Below are 23,273 nucleotides of genomic sequence, written 5' to 3'. Positions count from 1 at the left end.
GTAGATGGGTACCGAGACGTCGGGAACTGCAGGAACGACTGGCGACGGGACCCCGGTAGGTAGAAGTACGGGAGAACCCGTCCGGGAAGCACGAACCAGAGAACGACCGGCGCGACGTGAGCGTCCGACTCGTCGCCGCCCGCGTACCCCACTGCTGCCTCAGTTGCTGGCCTCGGCCGTCGAACTCGGACCGGATTCGAGTGCACTCGTGTTCGACGGCCGAACCTGGACCTACGCCGAGCTCGACGCCCGATCGTCCGCGCTCGCCCGCTTGCTGATCGCGCGCGGCGTCGGCCCCGAGGATTTCGTCGCCCTGTCGATTCCGCGCTCCGATCTGTCCGTGACGGCGCTGTGGGCGGTGGCCAAGACCGGCGCGGCGTTCGTGCCGATCGATCCGAACTACCCGTCCGACCGGGTGCGGCACATGGTGTCCGACTCCGGAGTCCTGCTCGGGCTGACCGTCGGCTCAGTACACGAGGATCTGCCCGCCGATGTCGAATGGCTCGTGATCGACGATGCCGACATGATCATGCGTCTCGATGAACTGTCCGCCGAGCCCGTGACGGCGGAGGACCGGGGGCGGGCCCTCGAGCCGACGCACCCGGCGTACATGATCTACACCTCCGGCTCGACCGGTCTGCCCAAGGGCGTCGTCGTCACCCATTCCGGTCTGAGCAACTTCTGTCAGGAACAGATCGATCGCTACTCGCTCACAGCGCAGTCACGAGTGCTGCATTTTGCGTCACCGAGCTTCGACGCGTCCGTACTCGAACTCCTGATGAGCATCGGCCGCGGTTCGACGATGGTCGTGGCGTCTCCGACGATCCTCGGCGGAGACGATCTGGCGGCGCTCGTACGCGCCGAGAGCGTCAGCCATGCCTTCATCACTCCGGCGGCGCTGGCCTCGGTGAACCCGGTGGAGGTTCCGACCCTGCGGACCGTTGTTGTCGGCGGAGAAGCATGCCCGCCGGAGCTGGCCAACCGATGGGCACCGGACCGCCGCTTCTACAACGGTTACGGGCCGACCGAGACGACGATCATGACCAATATCGGCGGACCCATTGCCGAGAACGAGCGGGTGACCATCGGCGGCCCGATTCGTGGCATGTCCGCCTACGTCCTCGATGCGTCCCTGAACGCCGCACCCGACGGGGTGGCAGGCGAGTTGTACTTGGCCGGACCGGGACTCGCTCGCGGCTACCACCGCAGACTCGGCCTGACTTCGGACCGCTTCGTCGCATGCCCCTTCGGTGAGGACGGTGCGCGAATGTATCGCACCGGGGACGTCGTTCGCTGGCGAGTGGACAAGGGTGAACGGGTGGTCGAATACATCGGCCGCAACGACTTCCAGGTCAAGATCCGTGGCTTCCGCGTCGAGCTGGGCGAGATCGACTCCGTTCTGTCCGCCGACGAGAGCGTCGAGTTCGCGGTGACGGTCGGCCGGGAGACACCGTCGAAAGCCACCGCCCTGGTGTCCTACGTGTTGCCCTCGGGGGCGGGAGCATTCGACGAGCAATCGTTGCTCTCGGTTGCGGCACAGCGTCTTCCGCGGCACATGGTTCCGTCGATGATCATCGCACTCGACTCGATTCCTCTGACGCCGGTGGGCAAGCTGGACCGGGCCGCGTTGCCCGCTCCGGTTTTCGCTGCGGCCGAGTTTCGTAGCCCCTCGACGCCGCTCGAAATCACCGTGGCGGAGACCTTCGGCGCGCTGCTCGGAATGGATCGTGTCGGTGCCGACGACGACTTCTTCGAGCTCGGTGGAAACTCGCTGATCGCAACGCAATTGGCTGCGCGTCTGGGTACCGCGACCGGAACCCGAGTGCCGGCGCGCACCGTCTTCGAGTTCTCGACGGTGCAGGCCCTGGCCGCCCACCTGGAGAATGCCTCGCCCGATGGCGACAACTCCGCGAGCGGACCGCAGCCGGTGTTGGCGAAGCGCGAGCGGCCAGAGCGGATCCCACTGTCGTTGGCTCAACGGCGGATGTGGTTCCTCAACCGGTTCGACACGACGTCGGGAGCGAACAACATCCCGGCCGCCATCGATTTGCGCGGAACTCTCGACGTGCAGGCACTGTCCTCTGCGATCACCGATGTCGTCGAACGTCACGAATCTCTGCGCACGTACTACCCCGAGGTCGACGGGACCGGATACCAGGTGGTGCGGGACGCACCCGCGAGCGGAATCACGCTCGAGGTCGAACCGGTCGAGGCCGACGACGTCGCGCGTCGGGTCCGGGAGCTGGCCTTCGCAGGTTTCGATGTGACACAGCGGGTCCCGGTGCGGTTGCACCTTCTGGAATTGAGTGCCGACCACTACGTCTTCGTGTTGGTGGCTCACCACATCACCGCCGACGGCTCCTCGGTCGCTCCGCTGGTGCGAGACATCATGACCGCGTACGTCGCTCGCAGCGCCGGTGACGCACCCGGCTGGGAACCCATGGCGGTCCAGTACGCCGACTACACGCTGTGGCAGCACGAGGTACTGGGGTCCGACGACGACCCCGATTCCGTTGCGCATCGGCAAATTTCGTTCTGGAAGTCCGCTCTCGACGAGTTGCCCGATCAGCTCGATCTGCCGACGGACCGCAGCCGCCCACTGGATCCGTCGGGCGTAGGTCGGGTACTCGGCTTCGACATCGACGCGTCGTCGACGACCGCAATCGAGCGTCTCGCCCGCGAGAACGGGGCGACACCGTTCATGGTGGTGCATGCCGCATTCGCGGTGCTGCTCGCTCGGCTGTCCGATTCCACTGACGTGGTGGTCGGATCGCCGATCGCCGGTCGCGGTGAAGAGGCCCTCGACGACGTGATCGGGATGTTCGTCAACACGCTCGTGCTGCGCACTTCGGTCGATCCGTCCCATACGTTCTCGGACTTGCTCGCCCAGGTTCGCGAAGCCGATCTGCAGGCGTTTGCGCACGCCGATCTTCCGTTCGAGCGTCTGGTCGAGGTGCTCGACCCCATCCGCTCCGGTGACCGGCACCCGTTGTTCCAGGTCGCTCTGTTCTTCCAGAACCAGGCGACAGGCACGCTCGAGCTGCCGGATCTGACGGTCGCTGCGCTCGACCTCGGCGAGGTGGTCGCGAAGTTCGATCTGCAACTGGTCCTGGAGGACCGCGCTGTCGGAACCGAGAAGCACGCGCTCGCAGGAACGTTCACCTACGCGGCGGATCTGTTCGACGAGGAGACGGTACGCGACATCGCCGACCGCTTCGTCAGGCTGCTCGCTCGACTCACCGAATCGCCTGGGCTTGCGGTCGGCGATGTGGATCTGCTCGACGCTGCCGAGCGGGTACGGTCCACCGAACACTCTGCCGTCGAAGCAGTGGCGGTGCCGGATCGGCCGATTCTGGAGGCCTACGTCCGGCAGGTATCGGCCACACCCGATTCACCGGCGGTGACATTCGAGGACGTGACGCTGACGTACGCGGACTTCGACCACAAGGTCAACGCACTGGCGCGGCACCTGATCTCGCGAGGCGTCGGCCCCGAGGTGCTCGTCGCAGTGTCCATCCGGCGCTCGATCGACCTGCTGGTGGCAATCTACGCCGTGGTCCGCGCAGGCGGCGCATACGTGCCTATCGACCCCGACCTACCGACCGAGCGCAGATCCCACATTCTCGGCACGGCTGCGCCGCTGTGTCTCCTGACCACCGCCACCGCCGTCGGATCCGACGAATCCAGTAACGACGACACTGCACCGGAGTCCATCGCGGTCGACACCCTCGATCCGGCGATCGACGGAACTCCACTGCGCGCGAACGAGTTACGCGCTCTGAACACGTCCAGTCCCGCCTATGTCATCTTCACCTCCGGTTCGACCGGAGACCCCAAGGGCGTCGCGGTCTCCCATCGCGCGGTCGAAAATCAGTTGGCGTGGATGTCGGCGCAGTACGACATGACGGACACCGACGTCTATTTCCAGAAGACGGCGACCACCTTCGACGTCTCCGTGTGGGGCTTCTTCCTTCCACTGCGAACCGGAGGACGCGTCGTTCTCGCGACGCCGGACGGACACCGCGATCCGGAGTACATCTCGGCCTCGATCGCCCGGCACGGGGTGACGCTGACGGATTTCGTTCCCTCGATGCTCACCGTGTTCGCCGCCCACGCGCGCGCCGACGAATGTGCCACGCTGCGTGACATCTTCGTCATCGGCGAAGCGTTGCCACCGGAGACCGTCACCGATTTCGCACGCGTCAGCAGTGCCCGCGTCCACAATCTCTACGGGCCGACCGAGGCCGCAGTATCGGTGACTCATCATCGCGCAGAGCCGGATTCGCGTGGCTCGGTACCGATCGGCGTCGCAGAATGGAACGTCGGTGCAGTAGTACTCGATCGGCGTCTTCACGCTGTGCCTGCAGGAGTCCAGGGCGAGCTGTATCTCGTGGGCGACCAGCTCGCCCGTGGCTACGTCGCGCGCCCGGATCTGACCTCGGACCGTTTCGTCGCTGCCGTGGATGGTTCCGGAACGCGGATGTACCGCACCGGCGATCTGGTTCGCCGTCGACCGGACGGCGTGCTCGACTACATAGGCCGTACCGATTTCCAGGTCAAGTTCCGCGGCCAGCGCATCGAACTCGGTGATATCGAATCCGCGTTGCTCACCTCACCGGACGTCAACCAGGCCGTCGTGCTGGTGGTGCCGACGGCCACCGGTGATCAGCTCGTGGCCTATGTGGTGCCGACGGTCGGCGCCGCACCCGATCGTGCATCGCTCACCGAGTTCGTCAAGAATCTGTTGCCCGCGTACATGCTTCCGGGTGCCGTCGTCGTCCTGAGTGCGTTGCCGTTGAACTCGAGCGGCAAGCTGGACCGTCGCGCATTGCCGTCCCCATCGATCGACAGTCGGCAGTACCGCGCACCGTCGACACCGGTGGAAGAGATCGTCGCCGCAGCCTTCGGTGACGTTCTGGGCGTGGACCGCGTCGGACTCGACGACGACTTCTTCGATCTGGGCGGAAACTCCCTCATCGCAACCCGATTGGTCGCACGGGTGGGAGCCGCCGCAGGATGGCGCGTTCCCGTGCGCGTGCTGTTCGAGGCCTCGACCGTCGCCGCGTTCGCTGCCGCCGTATCTGCGCTGTCCACCGAGCGAGCTGTGCCTGCACTCGAGCCCGTCGAGCGTCCGTCGGAGATCCCGCTGTCCTACGCCCAGCAGCGGATGTGGTTCCTCAACCAGTTCGACACTGCCTCGGCGGTCGACAACCTGCCGTTGGCGATCTCGCTGACCGGTGACCTGGACGTGGCCGCGCTGCAGGGTGCCGTATCGGACATCGTGCATCGGCACGAGTCGCTGCGGACGCTGTATCCCGAAACCGATGGACGTGCCCGGCAATCGGTGGTGACCGAGGGTATCGAGGTGCCTGACATCACGCCCATTGCGGTTCGGCCCGACGAACTCGTCGCTGTTCTGACCGATGCAGTCGGCATGCCGTTCGATGTGACGATCCAGGTACCGCTGCGAGCCTGGCTGTACCGGCTCAGTGACCGCGAGTACGTGCTGGCCGTGGTGGTACACCACATCAGCGGTGACGCGTTCTCGATGGGTCCGCTCGCGCGCGACCTCGCGGTGGCCTACTCGGCCCGCACAGCGGGATCCGCCCCGGCCTGGTCGAGTCTGGCCGTGCAGTACGCGGACTACACCCTGTGGCAGCGCCGAGTACTGGGTGAGGAGTCCGACCCGGAGTCGGTGCTCTCGAAGCAGCTCGACTTCTGGGCTCGCACGCTTGCCGGAATTCCCGACCGAGTGGATCTACCCACCGACCGACCGCGTCCGCCGGTGACCAGCAACAGGGGAGCGGCGGCTCGATTCGAGATCGACGCCTCGCTGCACGATGCCCTGGGCCGAATCGCACGCGAGAACGGCTCGACACTGTTCATGGTGGTCCACGCTGCGCTGGCCGTGCTGATCGCGCGATTGGCGGCGACCGACGACGTGGTGATCGGCACGCCGATCGCGGGACGCGGCGACGCCGCTCTCGACGACCTCGTCGGCATGTTCGTCAACACCCTCGTACTGCGCACCGAGGTGCAGCCGAGCAGTTCGTTCCACACCGTTCTGAACACGGTGCGGCACTCGGACCTCGATGCGTTCGCCCACGCCGACGTCCCGTTCGAGCGGCTGGTGGAAAAGCTCAACCCGGAGCGGTCGCAGTCCAGGCACCCGCTGTTCCAGATCGCGCTTTCGTTCCAGAACCCGGCCACGAGCTCTCTGACGCTGCCCGATCTGACGATCGCCGGTGTCGACATCGAGGACACGAGCGCAAAGTTCGACATGCAGTTCACGTTGTCCGAGCAAGCCCGGTCCGACGGCAGCCCCGACGGCATGGCAGGCGTGATCACCTACGCCACCGACCTGTTCGATGCAGACACCGTCGAGGAGATCTCGGCACGCCTCGTGCGGGTGCTCGCCGCGGTAGCGGCCGATCCCGAGACGGTGGTGGGCGACATCGAGTTGTCGGCACCGGGCGAGGTGCAGGATCTGCTCCGCGGACCGGTGGGAACCGTGCCCGCGCGCACTCTCGCGGATCTGATGTCCGACGCAGTCGCTTCGAACCCGGACGGAGTCGCAATGGCGCAGGGCGCCGACCGGGTGACTTATCGTGAGCTCGACGAGACGTCCGCAGCGATCGCCGAAACCCTGATAGATCGCGGTGTCGGACCGGGCACCATGGTGGCCGTGGCCACGCGCCGCAGCATCGAGTCGGTGACCGCAGTGTGGGCGGTGACTGCATCCGGCGCAGCCTTTGTACCCGTAGATCCCGATTATCCGGACGATCGTGTTCGCTTCATGCTCAGCGACTCCGGCGTACAGGTCGGTCTGACGACATCGGATGTCGTCGACTCGCTGCCGACCGACGTGGACTGGATTGTCGTCGATACACTCGTACAGCCGAACACCCCAGTAGTGCAGCCTGATTCGATTCGCCGTGCGCAGACCGGCGACGCCGCATACGTCATCTACACCTCCGGCTCCACCGGAAAGCCCAAGGGTGTGGTGGTCACACATCGCGGGCTGGCCAACTTTGCGGCCGAGCAGAGCGAGAGGTACGAACTCACCGAGTACTCGCGTGCGCTGCACTTCGCGTCGCCCAGTTTCGACGCCTCCGTTCTCGAGTTGCTTCTCGCGGTCGCCTCCGCGTCCACCCTGGTGATCGCGCCACCGCGCACGTACGGCGGCGGCGAGCTGGAGGCGCTGATCACGCGAGAGTCGGTGACGCACACGTTCCTGACACCGACGGTGCTCGCCTCGATCGATCCCGACGCGGTGACCAGTCTCGACGTCGTGATCGCCGGCGGTGAGCAGTGCACGCCGGAGTTGGTGCAGCGCTGGTCTGCTCGGGTTCGGTTCTTCAACGGTTACGGCCCCACCGAGACCACCATCATGACGAACATCAGCGATGCCCTGACGTCGAACGACCTGTTGTCGATCGGCGGACCGATCCGGGGAATGGCGTCGTACGTCCTGGATTCGCGCCTGCGTCCGGTGCCGCTCGGCGTCACCGGCGAGCTCTACCTCGCCGGTGTTCAGCTATCGCGGGGATATCTCCGGCGGCACGGACTGACGGCCGAGCGCTTCGTCGCGAATCCGTTCGGTGACGCGGTGGACCGGATGTATCGCACGGGCGACGTCGTACGCTGGCGAAAGAACAACGGCAGCAACGTGATCGAATACGTGGGCCGCTCGGACTTCCAGGTCAAGATTCGCGGATTCCGTATCGAGCTCGGTGAGATCGACTCCGTCGTTGCGGCCTACCCGGGCGTGGATTTCGTTGCCACCCTGGGGCGGACGCTTCCCTCCGGCGGCACCGCACTCGTGTCGTACGTCCGACTGCAGCCGGGAGCTCACGTCGACGCCGCCGATGTTCGCGACCACGTCGGGAAATCCCTTCCCGCGCACATGGTGCCCTCCGCGGTGATCGTGGTGGACGAAGTCCCGCTGACGCCGGTGGGCAAGCTCGATCGAAACGCGTTGCCGGAGCCGGTGTTCGAGACCAGTGCAGGTCGCGAACCGTCCACCGACACCGAGCGCGCCCTGAGTGAGGTGTTCGCGGAAGTACTCGGTGTCGACACCGTGGGCGTGGACGACTCGTTCTTCGCCCTCGGCGGCGACAGCATCGTATCCATCCAGCTGGTCTCTCGCGCCCGGGCCCGCGGCCTGAACTTCGGACCGCGGGACGTGTTCGAGCTCAGAACCGTTGCCGCACTTGCTGAGATAGTGGAATCCGGTGCCGCCGAGGTGCTCGAGGAACTGCCAGGCGGGGGAGTGGGGACGATTCCGCTGACCCCGGCCGTCGGCTTCATGGTCGAGCGCGCCGGTGGCTTCGATCGGTTCACCCAGAACCTTGCTCTCGAGCTTCCCTCCGGCATCACCGAGAGTCAGATCGTCGCCACCCTCACCGCCGTGGTCGATCGCCACGACATGCTGCGGGCGGTACTGCAGCGGGGCGTCGACGGCGCATGGGAGCTGCGCACGCGCGAGCACGGCAGTGTCGACGTCGGAGCGGCCGTCACTCGCACGGCCATGGACCCGGCCCTCGGTGACGAGGATCGTCGGGCGCTCGCCGCGACAGCACTTGAGGGCGCGCTCGGTCGTCTGGATCCGGCGGCCGGACGAGTCGTCGAGTTCGCGTGGCTCGATCCGACCTCACCGTCGGGAGAACGAACCGACGACACGGGCCGGCTCATCGTCGCCGCGCACCACCTCGTCGTCGACGGCGTCTCCTGGCGCATCATCGTTCCCGATCTGATCTCCGCCTGGCTGCAGGTGTCGGGCGGTGCGGTCCCGACACTCGACGCGACCGGTACCTCGTTCCGGCGGTGGGCACATGCACTCGCCGACAACGCAGCTTCCGACGTCCGTAGAGCCGAATTGCCCTACTGGACTTCAGTTGTCGACAACGTCGAGTTGCCGGTGGGCCCGCGCGACTTCGACCCGGCAGTCGACTTGGCATCGACGGTGCGCAAGGTACACATCGAGGTGGACGAGGCCACGACCGATGCCGTGACGGCGGCGATACCGACTGCCTTCAACGCCGGCGTCGACGATGTTCTCCTCGCCGCGCTCTCGCTGGCGGTAGCCCGATGGCGTGGTGAGCGGGGCGAGCAGTCCTCGTCGGTCCTGATCCGACTCGAGGGCCACGGACGTGAGGAGTCCCTGGCACCAGGGGCCGACCTGTCTCGAACCGTCGGCTGGTTCACCGGCATCTACCCCGTTCGGCTCGAACTCGACGCCATCGACATCGGCGACGCTTTCTCCGGCGGATCCGCGGCCGGCACCGTGCTCAAGTCGGTCAAGGAGCAGCTGCGATCGATTCCGGACAAGGGACTGGGCTACGGCTTGCTGCGATACATGGGCGACCCGGCGTTCGCCCCGCCCTCGGCGGCGCACGCGCAGATCAGCTTCAACTACCTCGGCAGGGTCTCGGCCGCCGACATACCCGAGGGGATGGGGGCAGTCGGGTGGATTCCGGCCGGCGACCTCGGCGATCTCACCGGGACCCCGGACGCGGATGCGCCCGCGATGGCACCCATCGACATCAACGCAGTCGTGGTGGGGGGACGCCTCACCGCGGACTTCGGCTTTCCGACGACCTTGCTGTCCGAGCCCGACGTGCAAGCGTTGGCCGAGCACTGGCGAGATGCGCTGACGTCGATCGTCGAGCACGGGGGTCGCGACGGCGCCGGAGGTCTGACGCCGTCGGACCTGCCGCTCGTGCACCTCTCCCAACGCGACATCGAGCGGATCGAGTCGGAGCTGCCGGCGGTCGGTGACATCTGGCCACTGTCGCCGTTGCAGAACGGTCTGCTGTTCCACGCGTCGATCTCCGAGGCAACCACCGACGTGTACACCACGCAGATACAGCTGCACCTCGGTGGCGACGTCGATGCCGACAGGCTGCACACCGCAGCGGATCGGATTCTCGAACGCTATTCGAACCTGCGTACCGCATTCCTGCGCGACGAGACCGGCACTGCTGTTCAGGTCGTCGTCGATTCGGTTCGCGTGCCGTGGCGAACCGTCGATCTCACTGTTGCCGACAGTGATTCGACATCCGCGGAAGAGCTGTTGAGAAGCGAGCAAGCGCTCGGATTCGACATGACCACGCCACCGCTGATCCGTTTCCTGCTGGTGCGCACGTCCGTCGATCGCTGGACACTCGGCGTGACCAGCCATCACATCCTGCTCGACGGATGGTCGATGCCGATCCTGATGAAGGATCTGTTGATTCTGTATGCGACTCGCGGCGAGACGAGCGTTCTGCCGCGAGTGCGCCCGTACCGCAATTTCCTCGCGTGGTTGTCCACGCGTGCGATCGGCGATTCGCTGGACGCATGGCGACGGGCGTTCGCTGGACTCGACGACCCGACGCTGATCTCGCAGCGTGCCACCGGCGATGCCGGCGCCGAGGGCATAGCCGAGAAGAAGCTCGTCCTGAGCGGTGCCGATGCTTCTCGGCTGTCGGAGCGCGCGTCGGAACTGGGCGTCACGATGAACACCCTCGTGCAGGTGGCGTGGGGAATACTCCTCTCGCGTTTGCTGACTCGCGACGATGTCGTGTTCGGAACAACCGTGTCCGGTCGTCCAGCGGAGTTGGACGGCATCGAGTCGATGGTCGGTCTGTTCATCAACACCGTCCCGGTTCGGTTCACGCAGGACGCGACCACGAGCATCGAGGATCTGGTGCACCGTACGCAGCGGGAGCAGTCGGGGTTGCTCGACCATCACTACGTCGGTCTGACCGACATCCAGCAGGCCGTGGGTACCGGGGCGATGTTCGACACCCTCGTGGTGTTCGAGTCGTACCCGATCGACAAGTCAGGTTTGTCCGCCGCGAGTTCCATCGACGGCATGAGCGTCATGGGGGTCGACACCAAGGACGCAACCCACTACCCGTTGACCATGGTGGTCGTGGCCGACGCCGAGATCACCTTCACTCTGAAGTATCGAACCGATCTGATCGATGCAGAAGCAGCGGCGTCGATGACGACCAGATTCGCCCGGGTGCTCGGTGCCGTTGCAGGCGACTCCACCGGCGCGGCCGGGTCCATCGACATTCTCGACCGTGACGAGCGGACGCAGGTCTTGCAGACCTGGAACGGTGTCACGAAAGAGGCTGTAGCAGAGCCTGATTCCGACAACTCGGATGAATCGCTGATCTCGCTGTTCGAGAAGCAGGTGCTCGCCGCACCCGACGCGACCGCGGTGGTGTTCGGTGATTCGCGCGTGACCTACCGCGAACTCGATGTGCGCGCCGAGCATCTGGCCGGCGCTCTCGAACGTCGGGGAGCAACACGCGAAACCTTGGTGGCCGTAGCACTTCCCCGCGGTATCGAGCTGATCGTAGGGTTGCTGGCCGTGCTGAAGTCCGGTGCCGGCTACCTGCCCGTCGACACGTCGCTTCCGGTCGACCGGGCGCGGTTCATGATCGAGGATGCGCGACCGGTCGGTGTGCTGACCGACAGCGACGGCGCGTCGGCGTACGCCGAGTTCGGTGTACCCGTGATTGATGTCGAGGACGCCCGCGGGAGCGACGAAGAGCATCGGCAGACGACGGCCCGGCGCGCCGCGGTGCGCAGCGGCGCCGACCTGGCGTACGTCATCTACACCTCCGGGTCCACCGGTACTCCCAAAGGTGTTGCGGTGCCGAACGAGAATGTCGTGCGGCTGTTCCGCAACACCGATCGGACGTTCGATTTCGGACCGGGCGACGTCTGGACGATGTTTCACTCGTTCGCGTTCGACTTCTCCGTGTGGGAAATATGGGGGCCGCTGCTGCACGGCGGAACTCTGGTGGTGGTGGAACATGCCACGTCTCGTTCGCCACAGGAGTTCGTCGAGCTCGTGGCGCGCGAGGGCGTGACGATGCTCAGCCAGACACCGTCGGCGTTCTACCAGTTCATCGACGCCGAGCGGACCGCCTCGGCGTCGCCGACGGCGCTGCGCCACATAGTGTTCGGCGGCGAGGCTCTCGACCCGAGCAAGCTCACCGGCTGGTTCGACGCGCACGGAACCGATGCACCACTGCTGAGCAATATGTACGGGATCACCGAGACCACGGTGCACGTGACACATCACGAGGTCCGCGGTGTCGACGAGAACGTCCGACACCCGATCGGGACGGCGATCGACGGCCTCGGCACTTACGTACTCGATCAGGGTCTGCGTCCGGTTCCGGTCGGAGTGGTGGGCGAGGTCTACGTGTTCGGTGTGCAGCTCGCGCGCGGGTATCTCGGACGTGCAGGACTGACGGTGGGACGCTTCGTCGCGAACCCGTTCCACGGCGTCGGCGCGCGAATGTACCGCACCGGCGATCTGGCGCAGTGGACGCCGCAGGGCACCCTCGACTACGTCGGCCGGGCGGACTCGCAGGTGCAGTTACGCGGCTTCCGGATCGAGCTCGGTGAGATCGAAGCGGCGCTTTCGTCGGTGCCCGGCGTGAAGCAGACGGTCGCCGTGGTCCGCGAGGACGGTCACCTCGGATCGCAGCTGGTCGGCTACGTGGTACCCGATGCGGCGGCCGGCGCGTCCCTCGATGTCGATCTCGTGCGGGAGCATGTGGCACGGCGTTTGGCGTCGTACATGGTTCCCGATGCCGTGATGGTGCTCGATTCGTTGCCGCTCACGGTCAACGGAAAGCTGGATCGTCGAGCTCTGCCCGACCCGCAGCTGCGCCGGATCGAGTTTCGTGCGCCGACAACCGAACTCGAAGCCGAGGTGGCTGCCTCGGTGGCCGATGTGCTGGGTCTCGGCGACATCGGACTCGACGACAGGTTTTTCGAACTGGGCGGCAATTCGCTCCTCGCCGCCAAGCTCGCGGCACGCATCCGATCGCGCTGCGGCGCTGCGGTGTCGGTGCAGTGGGTCTTGACCGAGCCGACCGTCGAACTCTTGGCGCGTCGCATACACGAGGCGTCGGCGTCCGAGGAGACCACGGCGGCGGATCCGTTGGCGGCGGTACTTCCCATTCGGGGCGGTGGTGACGGTCCGGCGCTGTTCTGCATCCACCCGATGATCGGGCTGGCATGGAACTACGCCGCGTTGGCCGAGACCACGGCACCGGGCCGCCCCATCTACGGCCTGCAACTTCCTCGGTTGCTCGATGCATCGGCATCACTGCGCACGATGGACGAGCAAGCAGAGTTCTACGCGCGCGAGATTCTTCGCGTGCAACCCACAGGACCGATCCATCTGTTGGGCTGGTCGTTCGGAGGCGTTCTTGCGCATGCCGTCGCCGTTGCGCTCCGCGCGTCCGGCAACGACGTCGGCGTGGTCGCGATGCTCGACAGTCTTCCGACCGTCGACGAGACCGTTTTCGTCGAGGAGTTCGCAGACAACCTACGCGCGCTCGGGATCGGTGGGGTGGGGGAGTTCGAAAACGTGCGAAGTGCTGCCACGCGCCGGCAGGTGGTCGATCTCGTATTGGCCGAACTCGACATGTTCGACGAGCAGCAGGTGTCGAACCTGTACGACGACGCGGTGTCCAGCGCGACGAAGATCAACGGCTACTCGCCTGCGACCCTGGAGGGGGATCTGCTGTTCTTCTCTGCGTCACACGATCACCCGTCTGCGGCCGACGCAGCCCTGATGTGGTCGCCGTTTGTGAGCGGGACCATCGAGAATGTAGACGTCGACACCACACACGCGAACATGACCACACCGGAGTCGTTGGCGGTGGTCGGGCAAGTACTCGACACGGCGATGGCTGCGGCCGAGAGGCGAACGATCGATTAGAGACGCAGGTTGCGGTGGGTGATCCCGCCGCGCATGCGGCCGAGTGCGATACCCATCAGCAAGCCGCGCTCCTCGGACGTCGCGCGGGCAACAGCGAGTCCGAGGAGTTCACCGCAGAGGCGAGTGGCCGACTGGGCGGGCAGCCCACTTTCGGTGAACGCATCTGCGAGTCGCGCGAAGCTGGTTCCGCGAGACATGCCCTGGCGGAAACCAGCTCGGAAGCCGACTCGATACCGGTATGCGACGAGTGCCTCGGGCAAGTAGCCCACTCGGTAACCGGACCGGACCGCACGCCACCCGAATTCGACTTCCTCGTTCGCCCGGTAGGTTTCGTCGATCCCTCCCAGAGCTCGGTACGCCGCAGCCGTGCATCCGAAGCTGCACCCCACGACGATCGGGGCGAAGAACTTGGGGGATTGAAACTTTTCCGGAGACGCGATCTCGGCGATCTTGCGATGCCCTGAAGGGTTGAGGGTTCGTCCCTCGACAGCAGATGTCACGATGTCGTACTTGCCGTCGTGCAGGAAATCGACCATCTTGCGTACCCAATCGGGGTGGACCCGATCGTCGGCGTCACAGAACAGCAGCAGTTCGCCGTGAGCGGCATCTGCCCCTCGATTTCGGGCGTAGGCAGGCCCGACACCGTCGTGGGCCCGCACGATGCGCACCGGCCGGCCGTAATCCGAATTCTCGAGGTGGTCCACCGAACCGTCCGTCGAATTGTTGTCGACCACCACGACCTCGAACAGTCCGTCATAGTCCTGCTGCAACAGCGCGGTCAACTGGACAGCCAGTAATTCCCCGGCATTGTGAGCGGGCACCACGATCGAGACGGCTATGGACTCGGACACGAAGAAGATCCTTCTCTAGCTGGCGGTCGGATGAAACGCTACGTTCCGGTCCGCCCGTCTCACCGTCAGCAGGGCGCGGTGTGAGTCGAGGCGTATTCCGGGTCGAGTGCGGAGATCACCATGAAGTTCGGTGCTGGATCCGTCACGAGGCCGACGTGGCTGGTCGTAGCAGCGGGGCAGACGTCCTGAACCCAGACGTTGTGCACCGACTCCGTGTCTCCCGTCCGCAGGAAGGTCAGATCGGGCGGTGTCGAGATGGTGTCGTCGCGAGTGGCGATCACCGTGTAGTCCACTCCTGGTAGCGCGTCACCGCCGGCATTGAGGTTGACCAGCACCGGCGAGCCCACCAGTTGCTGGGCACCTGCCATGTTCCAGGTCAACGGTGTGATGGCGTCACCGGGGAGTCCAAGTGACGTGACCACCCTTGCCAACTCCTGGAGCCCACCGAACGTGGTTCCGTGGTTGGTCGCGCCCAAGGTGACGAGGCTGTGTACCTTGTTGCGCGCTGGGTCGGTGGGATCTGTACCGCCGTCGAACTTCATGTACTGGCGAGCTACCGTTCCGCCCTGCGAGTGTCCGACGATGTCTACCTGGGAGGCTCCGGTCGACGTCAACACCTTGTCGATGAACCCGCCGATTTCGCGCGCGGACTGCGGGATGTCGCCGGAGCCCCAGATGACCTTGCCCGGCTCGAACAGCAGGCCCACTGCACCGTAGCTGGGTGCGAACACGCAGTAGCCTTGCTCGATGAGCTGAGGGGCGAGAATTGCCCATGTCGTGGCGTCCATCTTGGTTCCGTGTATCAAGACGACGGGTCGAGGATGCTCTGGGCTGGGAACACAGCTGAAGTCGTTGGTTCCCTCGACGGTCGGGACCGGCACCGGGGGAGCGTCGGGAGCGGCGGACGCGATGGAGGTCCCCGAGAAAATCATGGCGGACGTTGCTGCGATCGCGCACAAGATACGCGCAGCTCGGGTTGAAATCGCCATGGCCTCTTTCCGATATGGCTCACCGTCGGACGACGGCGGCAGAACGTGGTTGACACGACCGTAACATCTTTGTTGCCTGCAGCCTTGTGGAGAATGTCAAGATTGCTGGTCTACGGGTTGTGTATCCGCACCAGTGTGATGATGCCCACGTGCACGGGCTTTCTGTCGCCGGTGCCCGATCGCCGGGGTGTCAGCCGGTCGCAGATGCCTTCTTGTAACCGCGGATTGCGGGGATCAGAAACACTGCTGCCATTCCCAGTGACCACGCAAGGGTGTGCAATACCGGCGTCAGAACCGGACCACCCATCGCAAGATTTCGCATTGCATCGACCGCAACCGACATCGGCTGAGCGGCGACGACCGGTTGAAGCCACGGGGGGTAGGCCAGCACGGGTACGAATCCGGCATTGAAGAACATGAGCAGGGTGGCGAAGATCGAGACGACTTCGACCAGGGGCGCGTCGCCGGCGACGGTGGCCAGGAACGTCACCATCACCGCGAACCCGATGCCGAATACCACTGGCACCAAGATCAACAAGATGCCGGCCGGAACTCCCTGGGTGAATCGGAACCCCATCGCCACACCGGCACAGGTGATGACAATGGTTGTGACGAACACTCGAACTGCTTCGGCGATCATCCTTCCCAGCAGGCCGGCGGCGCGGTGCGTAGGTGTCGTCCAGAACCGGGACAACAAACCCGATTTACGTTCGCCCTTGAGGCCGACTGCGCTGACGATGGATCCGAACATGGCTCCGACGAGGGCGATCATCGGCACCTGGCCGTAGATCGCCGGCGATCCGGTGGCCGCGGAAATCGAGTTTCCGAGCACCACACGGAACATGACCAGCATCAAGGCGGGGTACAGCAATGCTTGAATCATCGTCGACGGATCGCGCATCCATCGCATCAACAGTCGCTTGGCCTGGATCAGACTGTGGGTCCAGAGTGCACGAAGAGACCCTTCGCGCAGCACCATGTTCGGTTCGGGGAAGGTCAAGCTGGACACTCGGGTGGTGTTCACCGATGCTTCTGACATCGTCATCTCGGACTCGTCACTCTGGTCTCGAGCTCGCCCAGATGGCGAGCGGTACGAAGAACAGGATGAGGCCGACCACCCACGCGAGCGACGGCCACAACACCTGGAAGCTGACTCCGCCTTCGGCCATATCCCGCATCGCGAAAGAGAACTGCGAAATCGGTTGATTGCGAACGAACGGGCGGATCAGTTCCGGGAAACCGCTTTCCGGAACGAACCCGCACGAGGCCATACCGAGAATGAGCTGGGGAAGGGTCAACACTTGGCTGGTCGCTTCGGGGCTCTTCGACAGCGTTCCGATCGCGTCGGCACCGATAGACAGCGTGGTGCTGATCAGCATGGCCAGTGCGCAGAACAGAAGGGCCTGACCGAAGCCTGCAGTGAAGCGAAAACCGATGACGTAACCGAAAGCCAGGGCGGATACGAGCGACACCAGCGAACGGACGACGCCACTCGAGATTCGGGAAACCAGTGGGACACCGCGTACGACGGGCATCGTCTTCAAACGAGAATTGAGTCCACTCATGGCCTCCATCGATGCCCGTTGTGCGGCGGAAATGGCGGTGAACGCCATTGCCTGCAGCACGATGATCGGCATCAGAAACTGGGCGTAATTGATGCCTTGCAGGCCCATCACGAACTTCAACGGCAGATAGAAGCCGACGGTGAAGATCAGCGGGGCGATGACCGCGACGAGCAATTCACCCTTGGTCAACATGGTCCAGAGGGCACGGCCGGTGAGGGCCTGCCATTGCACGAAACCCGACGGCCTCGTCTTCGATCGCCGTTTCGGCTGCTGAGTCGTCGAGCCGGCACCGGTCCGTTCCACGATCCGTGCCTGCGTGTTGGGTACGCCTCGCGTCGTGGCCGTCATGGTGTGGTGGTCGTCTGCGAGTGCCCGGTGAGGGTGAGGAACACGTCGTCCAGCGAGGGTCGCCGCAGTGCGATGTCGGCCAACACGATTCCCTCCGCGTCGACGCGGCGCAGTATCTCGGACAGCGTCGCTGCGCCGTCGGGTGCCGGCACGGAGAGCCGGTCGGATGTAGCGGTGATCTCGGCGTGCACGGCAGCCGGGACCATTTCACCCAACGCACGGGCGGCTGCTCGGAGCTGACCGGGATCGAGCGGTACCACTTCGCAGTAGCTGCCGCCGGTCATGGCCTTGAGCTGATCCGAGGTCCCCTCGGCGATGACAGTGCCCCTGTCGATGACGATGATGTTGTCGCTGAGGACGTCCGCTTCTTCGAGGTACTGCGTCGTCAACAGCACGGTGATGCCCTGTGCCTTGAGCGCCTCGACCAGCGACCACACACCCTGTCGGCTGCGAGGGTCGAGTCCGGTGGTCGGCTCGTCGAGGAACACGACCTCCGGCCGCACGACCAAGCCACACGCGATGTCGATGCGGCGACGCATGCCGCCGGAGTACCCTTTGACAGGCCGCTTACCGGTGTCCGAGAGGTCGAACTCGTCGAGCAGAGCCTTGGCGCGCGCCTTGGCGGCCCTCTTGTCCAGACCCATCAGGCGGCCGAACAACTCTATGTTCTCGCGGCCGGACAGGGTGTCGTCCAGGGCCGCGTACTGTCCGGTCATCATGATCGAGCGTCGTACCGCCGGGGCGTCCGCGGCAACATCGTGTCCCGCGACGAAGGCGCGGCCACTGTCCGGTGCGATCAGGGTGGACAGCACCTTGACGGTGGTCGTTTTGCCTGCTCCGTTGGGGCCGAGAATGCCCAGGACAGTCCCCCGTTCGGCGGAGAAGCTGATGCCGCGCAGCGCATGCACATCACCGAAGGACTTGTGTACGTCCTCCACGTGTACGGCTGCGTGTTGAGCTGACGACATCGAATCTCCGAGCTGTCGGGGTGAATGGTGGGACAGGACCCCGTGGAGTCGAGGGCCACTACTTGATACCGGAATTCCCCGAGAATGTTACCTGCGGGTCGACGCCGGGTGACCTTCGCAGTCAGCCCCAATCGATATCGATACTGTCCTCGACGTCGAGTTTCCGGCACAGAGACCGAAGCCCGCTGTAGTCCTGAACCAGAGCACGGCGACTCTTGTCCTGCTCGACATCGGCCAGCATCTCTTCGGCACCGCAGATGCCCTCGAGCTCGAGAATGCGTCGCCAGGTGGAGAAATCGCTGCTCGAGAACGCATCCATGCCATCGACGAGACCGTCGAGGAACTTCTGTCGGTCGTTGGCTCCGAGCCGATCGAACACGATTGCGGCCATGTCGTCGGCGATCGACGCATGGCAGTACTCGTCGCGATTGTGCAGTTTCACGGTCGCCCGATTGATGGGCTGGATGACGTCGTCGTCCTCGATCAAGTCGAGGTAGGACGTGATGGAGATCTCTGCGACGGTCATGAAGGCGAGCGAACTGATTGCCGACGACCACGGGTCGTCGCTGGTCGCCTGAGCGGCGCGCTGCCGACGGACGGTGGAGCTGAACGGCAACGAACGCTCCGACAGGGCCCACCCTCGCCCGCGCCGCGTCGCTGCGCTCGCGTTGAGGTGCATCAGCGTGTGGTACTGCTCGTCCACCATCGCCTGGGTCACTGCTACTGCGAGGGTGTCACCCATTCCGGTTTCGAACACGTCCTGCGCCAGAATCGCGAAACCAGGATGGACGACGTGCTGCTCGACATCCATCACGTTCTTGTTGAATGCGATCCAACCCCAGGCTCGGAGGCGATCCTTCTGCTCGGGGGTGGCACCGGTGAAGGTGTCGTGCTCGCCGAAGGGGATGAGGGCGTCGGGGAAATCCTGTTTGGACGTGTCGAACAGGTCGTCGAGCTCGGGTTCGGGCTTCTTCACTGTCGCGCGCTGCGCCCAGTTCTTGGCCAACCGTGAGACGACCGCACTCTCCACGACATCGTCGGAGTCGAACTCCGGAAACGACGGCTGTTCCAGCATTGCGTGCCTCGCCTCCGCGCTGTTACCCGTGGTCATCGATTACCACTGTTACCCAGAACGATACCGAACATCTCGGCACACACGGCTCGATAGCGATCGCCGCTTCCGTCCAACGCGGACTCTGCCTCGGTCAACAGTCGCGCGAACTGGGCCTCGGAACCGGAATCGACCGTCTCGTTCAGAGTCTGCGTAGCGCGGCGCAGTGCCGCTCTGGCCTCGGCGGCGTGGGGATTGCCTGCCTGTACGTCCCAGTAGACCTCGGGTTCGCCGCCCGTGATGCGAGCAAGCATGGCGAGCATCGTGGCGTGTGGAGGAGGCGCAACGGCATCGATGTCGGCAAAGGGAAGGTCGAGTTCGGCCAGTGCCAACCCGAACGCCAGCACGCTGGCATGCGTCAGTGCCTGCGTCGCGGCGGCGAGGCGATCGTGGCGTGCGGCGTCGAGAAGCACCACGCGCCCACCCCATCGAGCGACACCGTCGAGAAAGGCCTGTGCCAACGGGCCTTCGCGGTGCACGACGACGGCAACCGGGCGTCCGGCCATTCCCAGCGACGGGGCGAACATCGGGTTGATACCGACGGTGGCACCGGGTCGATCGATGGCGTCCACATGGCGAGAAAAGCCGGACTTCACCGACAAGGTCTCGACCAGCAGCGCGTCGGGCCGTAAGGCCGACAGGTCTGCGGCCAACGCCACGGATTCGGGCACCGCCAGAATTACTGTGACGGCACTTGCCAGAATCGAGCCGAGCCGTTCGTCGGGCGCGGTGATGTTTCCGACCGTGACGGCAGAGCCGGCATCGGGACTGCCGGACAGGTCGACGACCGTCACCGGTACGCCGTCACCGCGCAGCAGGTCGACCATCAATCGGCCGACGGCCCCCGAGCCACCGACCACCACTACCGAGCCATCGGACTCCGACTGCCGCACCGCATTCATCGTTCGAGTATGTCAACGAGCCGCGGCGGACACCCAGATCGTGATGTCCGCATGCACGACTTCGATGCCTGCGGTGTCGCGTATCGAGACCGGGACGACGAGGTCGATGCCCTCGGTGACGGCCGCGAAGTCGGGAATCCTGTCTAGTTCGGCGACCGCGCGCAGCGATGTGGTGGCCTTCGTCAGATAGCCGACTGTCATGGACTTGGGAATCCACCGGTGCGATGTCGGCACCGTTGCCTCGGCAAGCATGCCCATCGCGACCTCGGCGAGATTGCACGCAGCGATGGCGTGGAAGGTACCCAGGTGGTTCCGGACACCGAACCATTTGGGAGCGGCTACCTCGCACCGACCGGGTTCGAGCGCGACCACTTTGGGCAGCACGGACGCAAAGTAGGGAACCCGCAAACACATGCCGAGGGAGAACAGGGTGGACCCGATAGTATTGTTCGGAAGCTTGGACCAGGCGCGATACGTGGCACCGGTGGTGTTCTCGACTGTTGTCATGGCGCTACCTTACTGCTCGGTAAGGTACCGCGGCCGGTGTCGACGAACCCCGAGTTGATCTGTCGCCCGGACTGCGGCATACTGGTCGGGTTGCCTGGACACGGGACGCGCATGCGTGCGGCCTGAAACAGGTGAGTCGGCCTTCGGGCCGGCTGAGTAGGACATGAGATCAGCGCTCCACGTGAGCGCGTCCGGACCACCAGCTCGAACGGTGCGGGTTTCGTTGGATTCGAGTGGTTGAAGCGAAAGTTTCAGCGCAGACGAATGAGCGGAATCGCGACACGCCCGACCGCGTGGACCGGAGAACCATGACAGATGAAGAGCGGCAACGGATGCAGGCCACGCCTGGGTCGTCAACGTTTTTCACTGTCGTGTGTGCACGAAGGCAGTTCGGGTCGGTGGGTTCCACCGGCTCGGGGACTGTGCAGACGAGGTGGAGCAGGCCGAACGGCCCGTTCTACGACCAAGCGGCAAGAAAAGGACACTAAGCGTGGCGGGACAAAAGATCCGCATCAGGCTCAAGGCCTACGACCATGAGGCGATCGACGCGTCAGCGCGCAAGATCGTCGAAACGGTCACCCGTACGGGTGCCCGCGTCGTCGGACCGGTGCCGTTGCCGACAGAGAAGAACGTGTACTGCGTCATCCGTTCGCCGCACAAGTACAAGGACTCGCGCGAACACTTCGAGATGCGTACTCACAAGCGGCTCATTGACATCCTCGACCCGACACCGAAGACGGTTGACGCGCTCATGCGCATCGACCTCCCGGCCAGTGTCGACGTCAACATCCAGTGAGCGCGGAGACAACGATGACTGATAACAAGAACCGGCCTGCGACAGGAATTCTGGGCACCAAGCTCGGAATGACCCAGGTCTTCGACGAGAACAACCGCGTCGTTCCGGTGACCGTGATCAAGGCAGGCCCCAATGTGGTCACCCAGGTCCGCACCCAGGAACGTGACGGCTACAGCGCCGTCCAGGTCGCATTCGGTGCGATCGACCCGCGCAAGGTGAACAAGCCCGATACCGGCCAGTTCGAGAAGGCAGGTGTCACGCCGCGTCGCCACATCGTGGAGATTCGCGTAGCCGACGCCTCGCAGTTCGAGGTCGGCCAGGAGCTCACCGCTGCAGTGTTCGAGGACGGCGCATACGTCGACGTCACCGGCACCAGCAAGGGCAAGGGCTTCGCCGGAACCATGAAGCGTCACGGCTTCAAGGGTCAGGGTGCGAGCCACGGTGCACAGGCCGTGCACCGTCGCCCCGGATCCATCGGTGGCTGCGCAACTCCGGGTCGCGTGTTCAAGGGAATGCGCATGTCCGGACGTATGGGTGGCGATCGCGTAACCACGCAGAACCTCTCGGTCCACAAGGTGGACAGCGAAAACGGTCTGCTGCTGATCAAGGGAGCAATCCCGGGCCGTCGCGGCAACGTCGTGATCGTCAAGTCTGCATTGAAGGGTGGTGCACGGGCATGACCAGCCTCGACAAGAAGACCGAAACCAACTTGACGCTGGACGTCAAAGAGGTCGGTGGCAAGACCAACGGAACCGTCGATCTGCCGTCGGCGATCTTCGACGCACCCGCGAACATCGCGCTCCTCCACCAGGTTGTCATTGCGCAGCTCGCAGCGGCACGCCAGGGAACGCACTCCACGAAGACTCGTGGCGAGGTTCGCGGCGGTGGCAAGAAGCCGTACCGCCAGAAGGGAACCGGCCGCGCCCGTCAGGGCTCGACCCGCGCTCCTCAGTTCGTCGGCGGTGGCACGGTCCACGGACCGCAGCCGCGTGACTACAGCCAGCGGACTCCCAAGAAGATGAAGGCGGCCGCATTGCGCGGTGCCCTCTCCGATCGGGCTCGCAGCGAGCGGATCCACGTGATCACCGAACTGGTTGCCGGACAGATTCCATCCACCAAGGGCGCCAAGACGTTCCTCGCCGAGCTCTCGGACCGCAAGAAGGTCCTGCTCGTCGTCGGACGCGAAGACACCGCAGCGTGGAAGAGCGTCCAGAACCTGGACGGCGTGCACCCCATCGCACCCGACCAGCTCAACACGTACGACGTGCTCAACGCCGATGACGTCATTTTCAGCGTGGAAGCGCTGAACACCTTCATCGCTGGGCCTGCAAAGAACGAGGAGGCAAGCAAGTGACCACGATCGCCGATCCACGCGACGTCTTGCTGGCACCGGTCATCTCCGAGAAGTCCTACGGACTGATCGAAGAAGGCACGTACACGTTCCTGGTGCACCCGGACTCGAACAAGACGCAGATCAAGATTGCCGTCGAGAAGA

Annotated in this window: 13 protein-coding genes; 5 read left to right on the top strand and 8 right to left on the bottom strand. The window is 64.7% G+C overall.

The genetic code is table 11. The features are described 5' to 3' along the window. Window positions 1–4: 4 nt before the first annotated feature. On the top strand, window positions 5–13,741 hold the full coding sequence (locus QM797_RS20465) for a non-ribosomal peptide synthetase (protein WP_283277497.1): 13,737 nt from the start codon (window positions 5–7) through the stop codon (window positions 13,739–13,741). On the opposite strand, the gene QM797_RS20460 is transcribed toward QM797_RS20465, so the two are convergent. From QM797_RS20460 to QM797_RS20425, 8 genes are all read right to left on the bottom strand, one after another. Next, window positions 13,738–14,592 carry a glycosyltransferase family 2 protein gene (locus QM797_RS20460; RefSeq protein WP_283277496.1) on the bottom strand — a complete coding sequence of 285 codons (855 nt, stop codon included), beginning with the start codon at window positions 14,590–14,592 and terminating at the stop codon, window positions 13,738–13,740. The genes QM797_RS20465 and QM797_RS20460 overlap by 4 nt on opposite strands. Window positions 14,593–14,657: 65 nt before the next feature. Continuing rightward, on the bottom strand, window positions 14,658–15,581 hold the full coding sequence (locus tag QM797_RS20455) for an esterase/lipase family protein (protein WP_283277495.1): 924 nt from the start codon (window positions 15,579–15,581) through the stop codon (window positions 14,658–14,660). A gap of 190 nt (window positions 15,582–15,771) precedes the next feature. Continuing rightward, window positions 15,772–16,626 (bottom strand): ABC transporter permease, encoded by an 855-nt coding sequence (locus QM797_RS20450; RefSeq protein WP_283277494.1) that lies wholly within the window; start codon window positions 16,624–16,626, stop codon window positions 15,772–15,774. A gap of 10 nt (window positions 16,627–16,636) precedes the next feature. Continuing rightward, the gene (locus QM797_RS20445; RefSeq protein WP_283277493.1) at window positions 16,637–17,494 is read right to left on the bottom strand and encodes an ABC transporter permease; all 858 of its coding nucleotides are present in this window, start codon (window positions 17,492–17,494) and stop codon (window positions 16,637–16,639) included. Beyond that, a complete protein-coding gene (locus tag QM797_RS20440; RefSeq protein ID WP_283277492.1) occupies window positions 17,491–18,462 on the bottom strand; it encodes an ATP-binding cassette domain-containing protein in 972 nt (323 codons plus the stop codon). Before QM797_RS20440 ends, QM797_RS20445 begins: the two co-directional genes overlap by 4 nt. A gap of 121 nt (window positions 18,463–18,583) precedes the next feature. Further along, window positions 18,584–19,537, bottom strand: coding sequence for an AurF N-oxygenase family protein (locus QM797_RS20435; RefSeq protein WP_283277551.1), 954 nt, complete (start codon window positions 19,535–19,537; stop codon window positions 18,584–18,586). Window positions 19,538–19,569: 32 nt separating this feature from the next. Then, on the bottom strand, window positions 19,570–20,475 hold the full coding sequence (locus QM797_RS20430; protein ID WP_283277491.1) for a prephenate dehydrogenase dimerization domain-containing protein: 906 nt from the start codon (window positions 20,473–20,475) through the stop codon (window positions 19,570–19,572). A gap of 12 nt (window positions 20,476–20,487) precedes the next feature. Then, a complete protein-coding gene (locus QM797_RS20425) occupies window positions 20,488–20,982 on the bottom strand; it encodes a hotdog fold domain-containing protein (RefSeq protein ID WP_283277490.1) in 495 nt (164 codons plus the stop codon). Window positions 20,983–21,472: 490 nt separating this feature from the next. Between QM797_RS20425 and rpsJ the strand changes: the two genes are divergently transcribed. From rpsJ to rplW, 4 genes are all read left to right on the top strand, one after another. Then, window positions 21,473–21,778 (top strand): 30S ribosomal protein S10, encoded by a 306-nt coding sequence (rpsJ, locus tag QM797_RS20420; RefSeq protein WP_003938093.1) that lies wholly within the window; start codon window positions 21,473–21,475, stop codon window positions 21,776–21,778. Between the two features lie 14 nt (window positions 21,779–21,792). After that, entirely contained in the window at window positions 21,793–22,458 is a 666-nt protein-coding gene (rplC, locus tag QM797_RS20415) for a 50S ribosomal protein L3 (protein ID WP_283277489.1), read from the top strand. Continuing rightward, on the top strand, window positions 22,455–23,132 hold the full coding sequence (gene rplD / locus QM797_RS20410; protein WP_032404662.1) for a 50S ribosomal protein L4: 678 nt from the start codon (window positions 22,455–22,457) through the stop codon (window positions 23,130–23,132). The genes rplC and rplD overlap by 4 nt, the downstream gene beginning before the upstream one ends. Next, a partial coding sequence (gene rplW, locus QM797_RS20405; RefSeq protein WP_283277550.1) for a 50S ribosomal protein L23 occupies window positions 23,129–23,273 on the top strand: 145 nt, incomplete at its 3' end. The genes rplD and rplW, both read left to right, overlap by 4 nt.

It is taken from the genome of Rhodococcus sp. IEGM 1381, from assembly GCF_030056795.1.
Taxonomy (GTDB): domain Bacteria; phylum Actinomycetota; class Actinomycetes; order Mycobacteriales; family Mycobacteriaceae; genus Rhodococcoides.
Note: the sequence above shows the minus strand (reverse complement) of the source record. Positions and strands in the feature narration are given on the sequence as shown.

What these genes read in the sequence shown, in the direction of transcription:
- QM797_RS20465 (WP_283277497.1), top strand. Translation starts at nt 5, where the DNA reads ATGGGTACCGAGACGTCGGGAACTGCAGGAACGACTGGCGACGGGACC.
- QM797_RS20455 (WP_283277495.1), bottom strand. Translation starts at nt 15,581, where the DNA reads ATGGCGATTTCAACCCGAGCTGCGCGTATCTTGTGCGCGATCGCAGCA.
- QM797_RS20450 (WP_283277494.1), bottom strand. Translation starts at nt 16,626, where the DNA reads ATGACGATGTCAGAAGCATCGGTGAACACCACCCGAGTGTCCAGCTTG.
- QM797_RS20445 (WP_283277493.1), bottom strand. Translation starts at nt 17,494, where the DNA reads ATGACGGCCACGACGCGAGGCGTACCCAACACGCAGGCACGGATCGTG.
- QM797_RS20440 (WP_283277492.1), bottom strand. Translation starts at nt 18,462, where the DNA reads ATGTCGTCAGCTCAACACGCAGCCGTACACGTGGAGGACGTACACAAG.
- QM797_RS20435 (WP_283277551.1), bottom strand. Translation starts at nt 19,537, where the DNA reads ATGCTGGAACAGCCGTCGTTTCCGGAGTTCGACTCCGACGATGTCGTG.
- QM797_RS20430 (WP_283277491.1), bottom strand. Translation starts at nt 20,475, where the DNA reads ATGAATGCGGTGCGGCAGTCGGAGTCCGATGGCTCGGTAGTGGTGGTC.
- QM797_RS20425 (WP_283277490.1), bottom strand. Translation starts at nt 20,982, where the DNA reads ATGACAACAGTCGAGAACACCACCGGTGCCACGTATCGCGCCTGGTCC.
- rplC (WP_283277489.1), top strand. Translation starts at nt 21,793, where the DNA reads ATGACTGATAACAAGAACCGGCCTGCGACAGGAATTCTGGGCACCAAG.
- rplD (WP_032404662.1), top strand. Translation starts at nt 22,455, where the DNA reads ATGACCAGCCTCGACAAGAAGACCGAAACCAACTTGACGCTGGACGTC.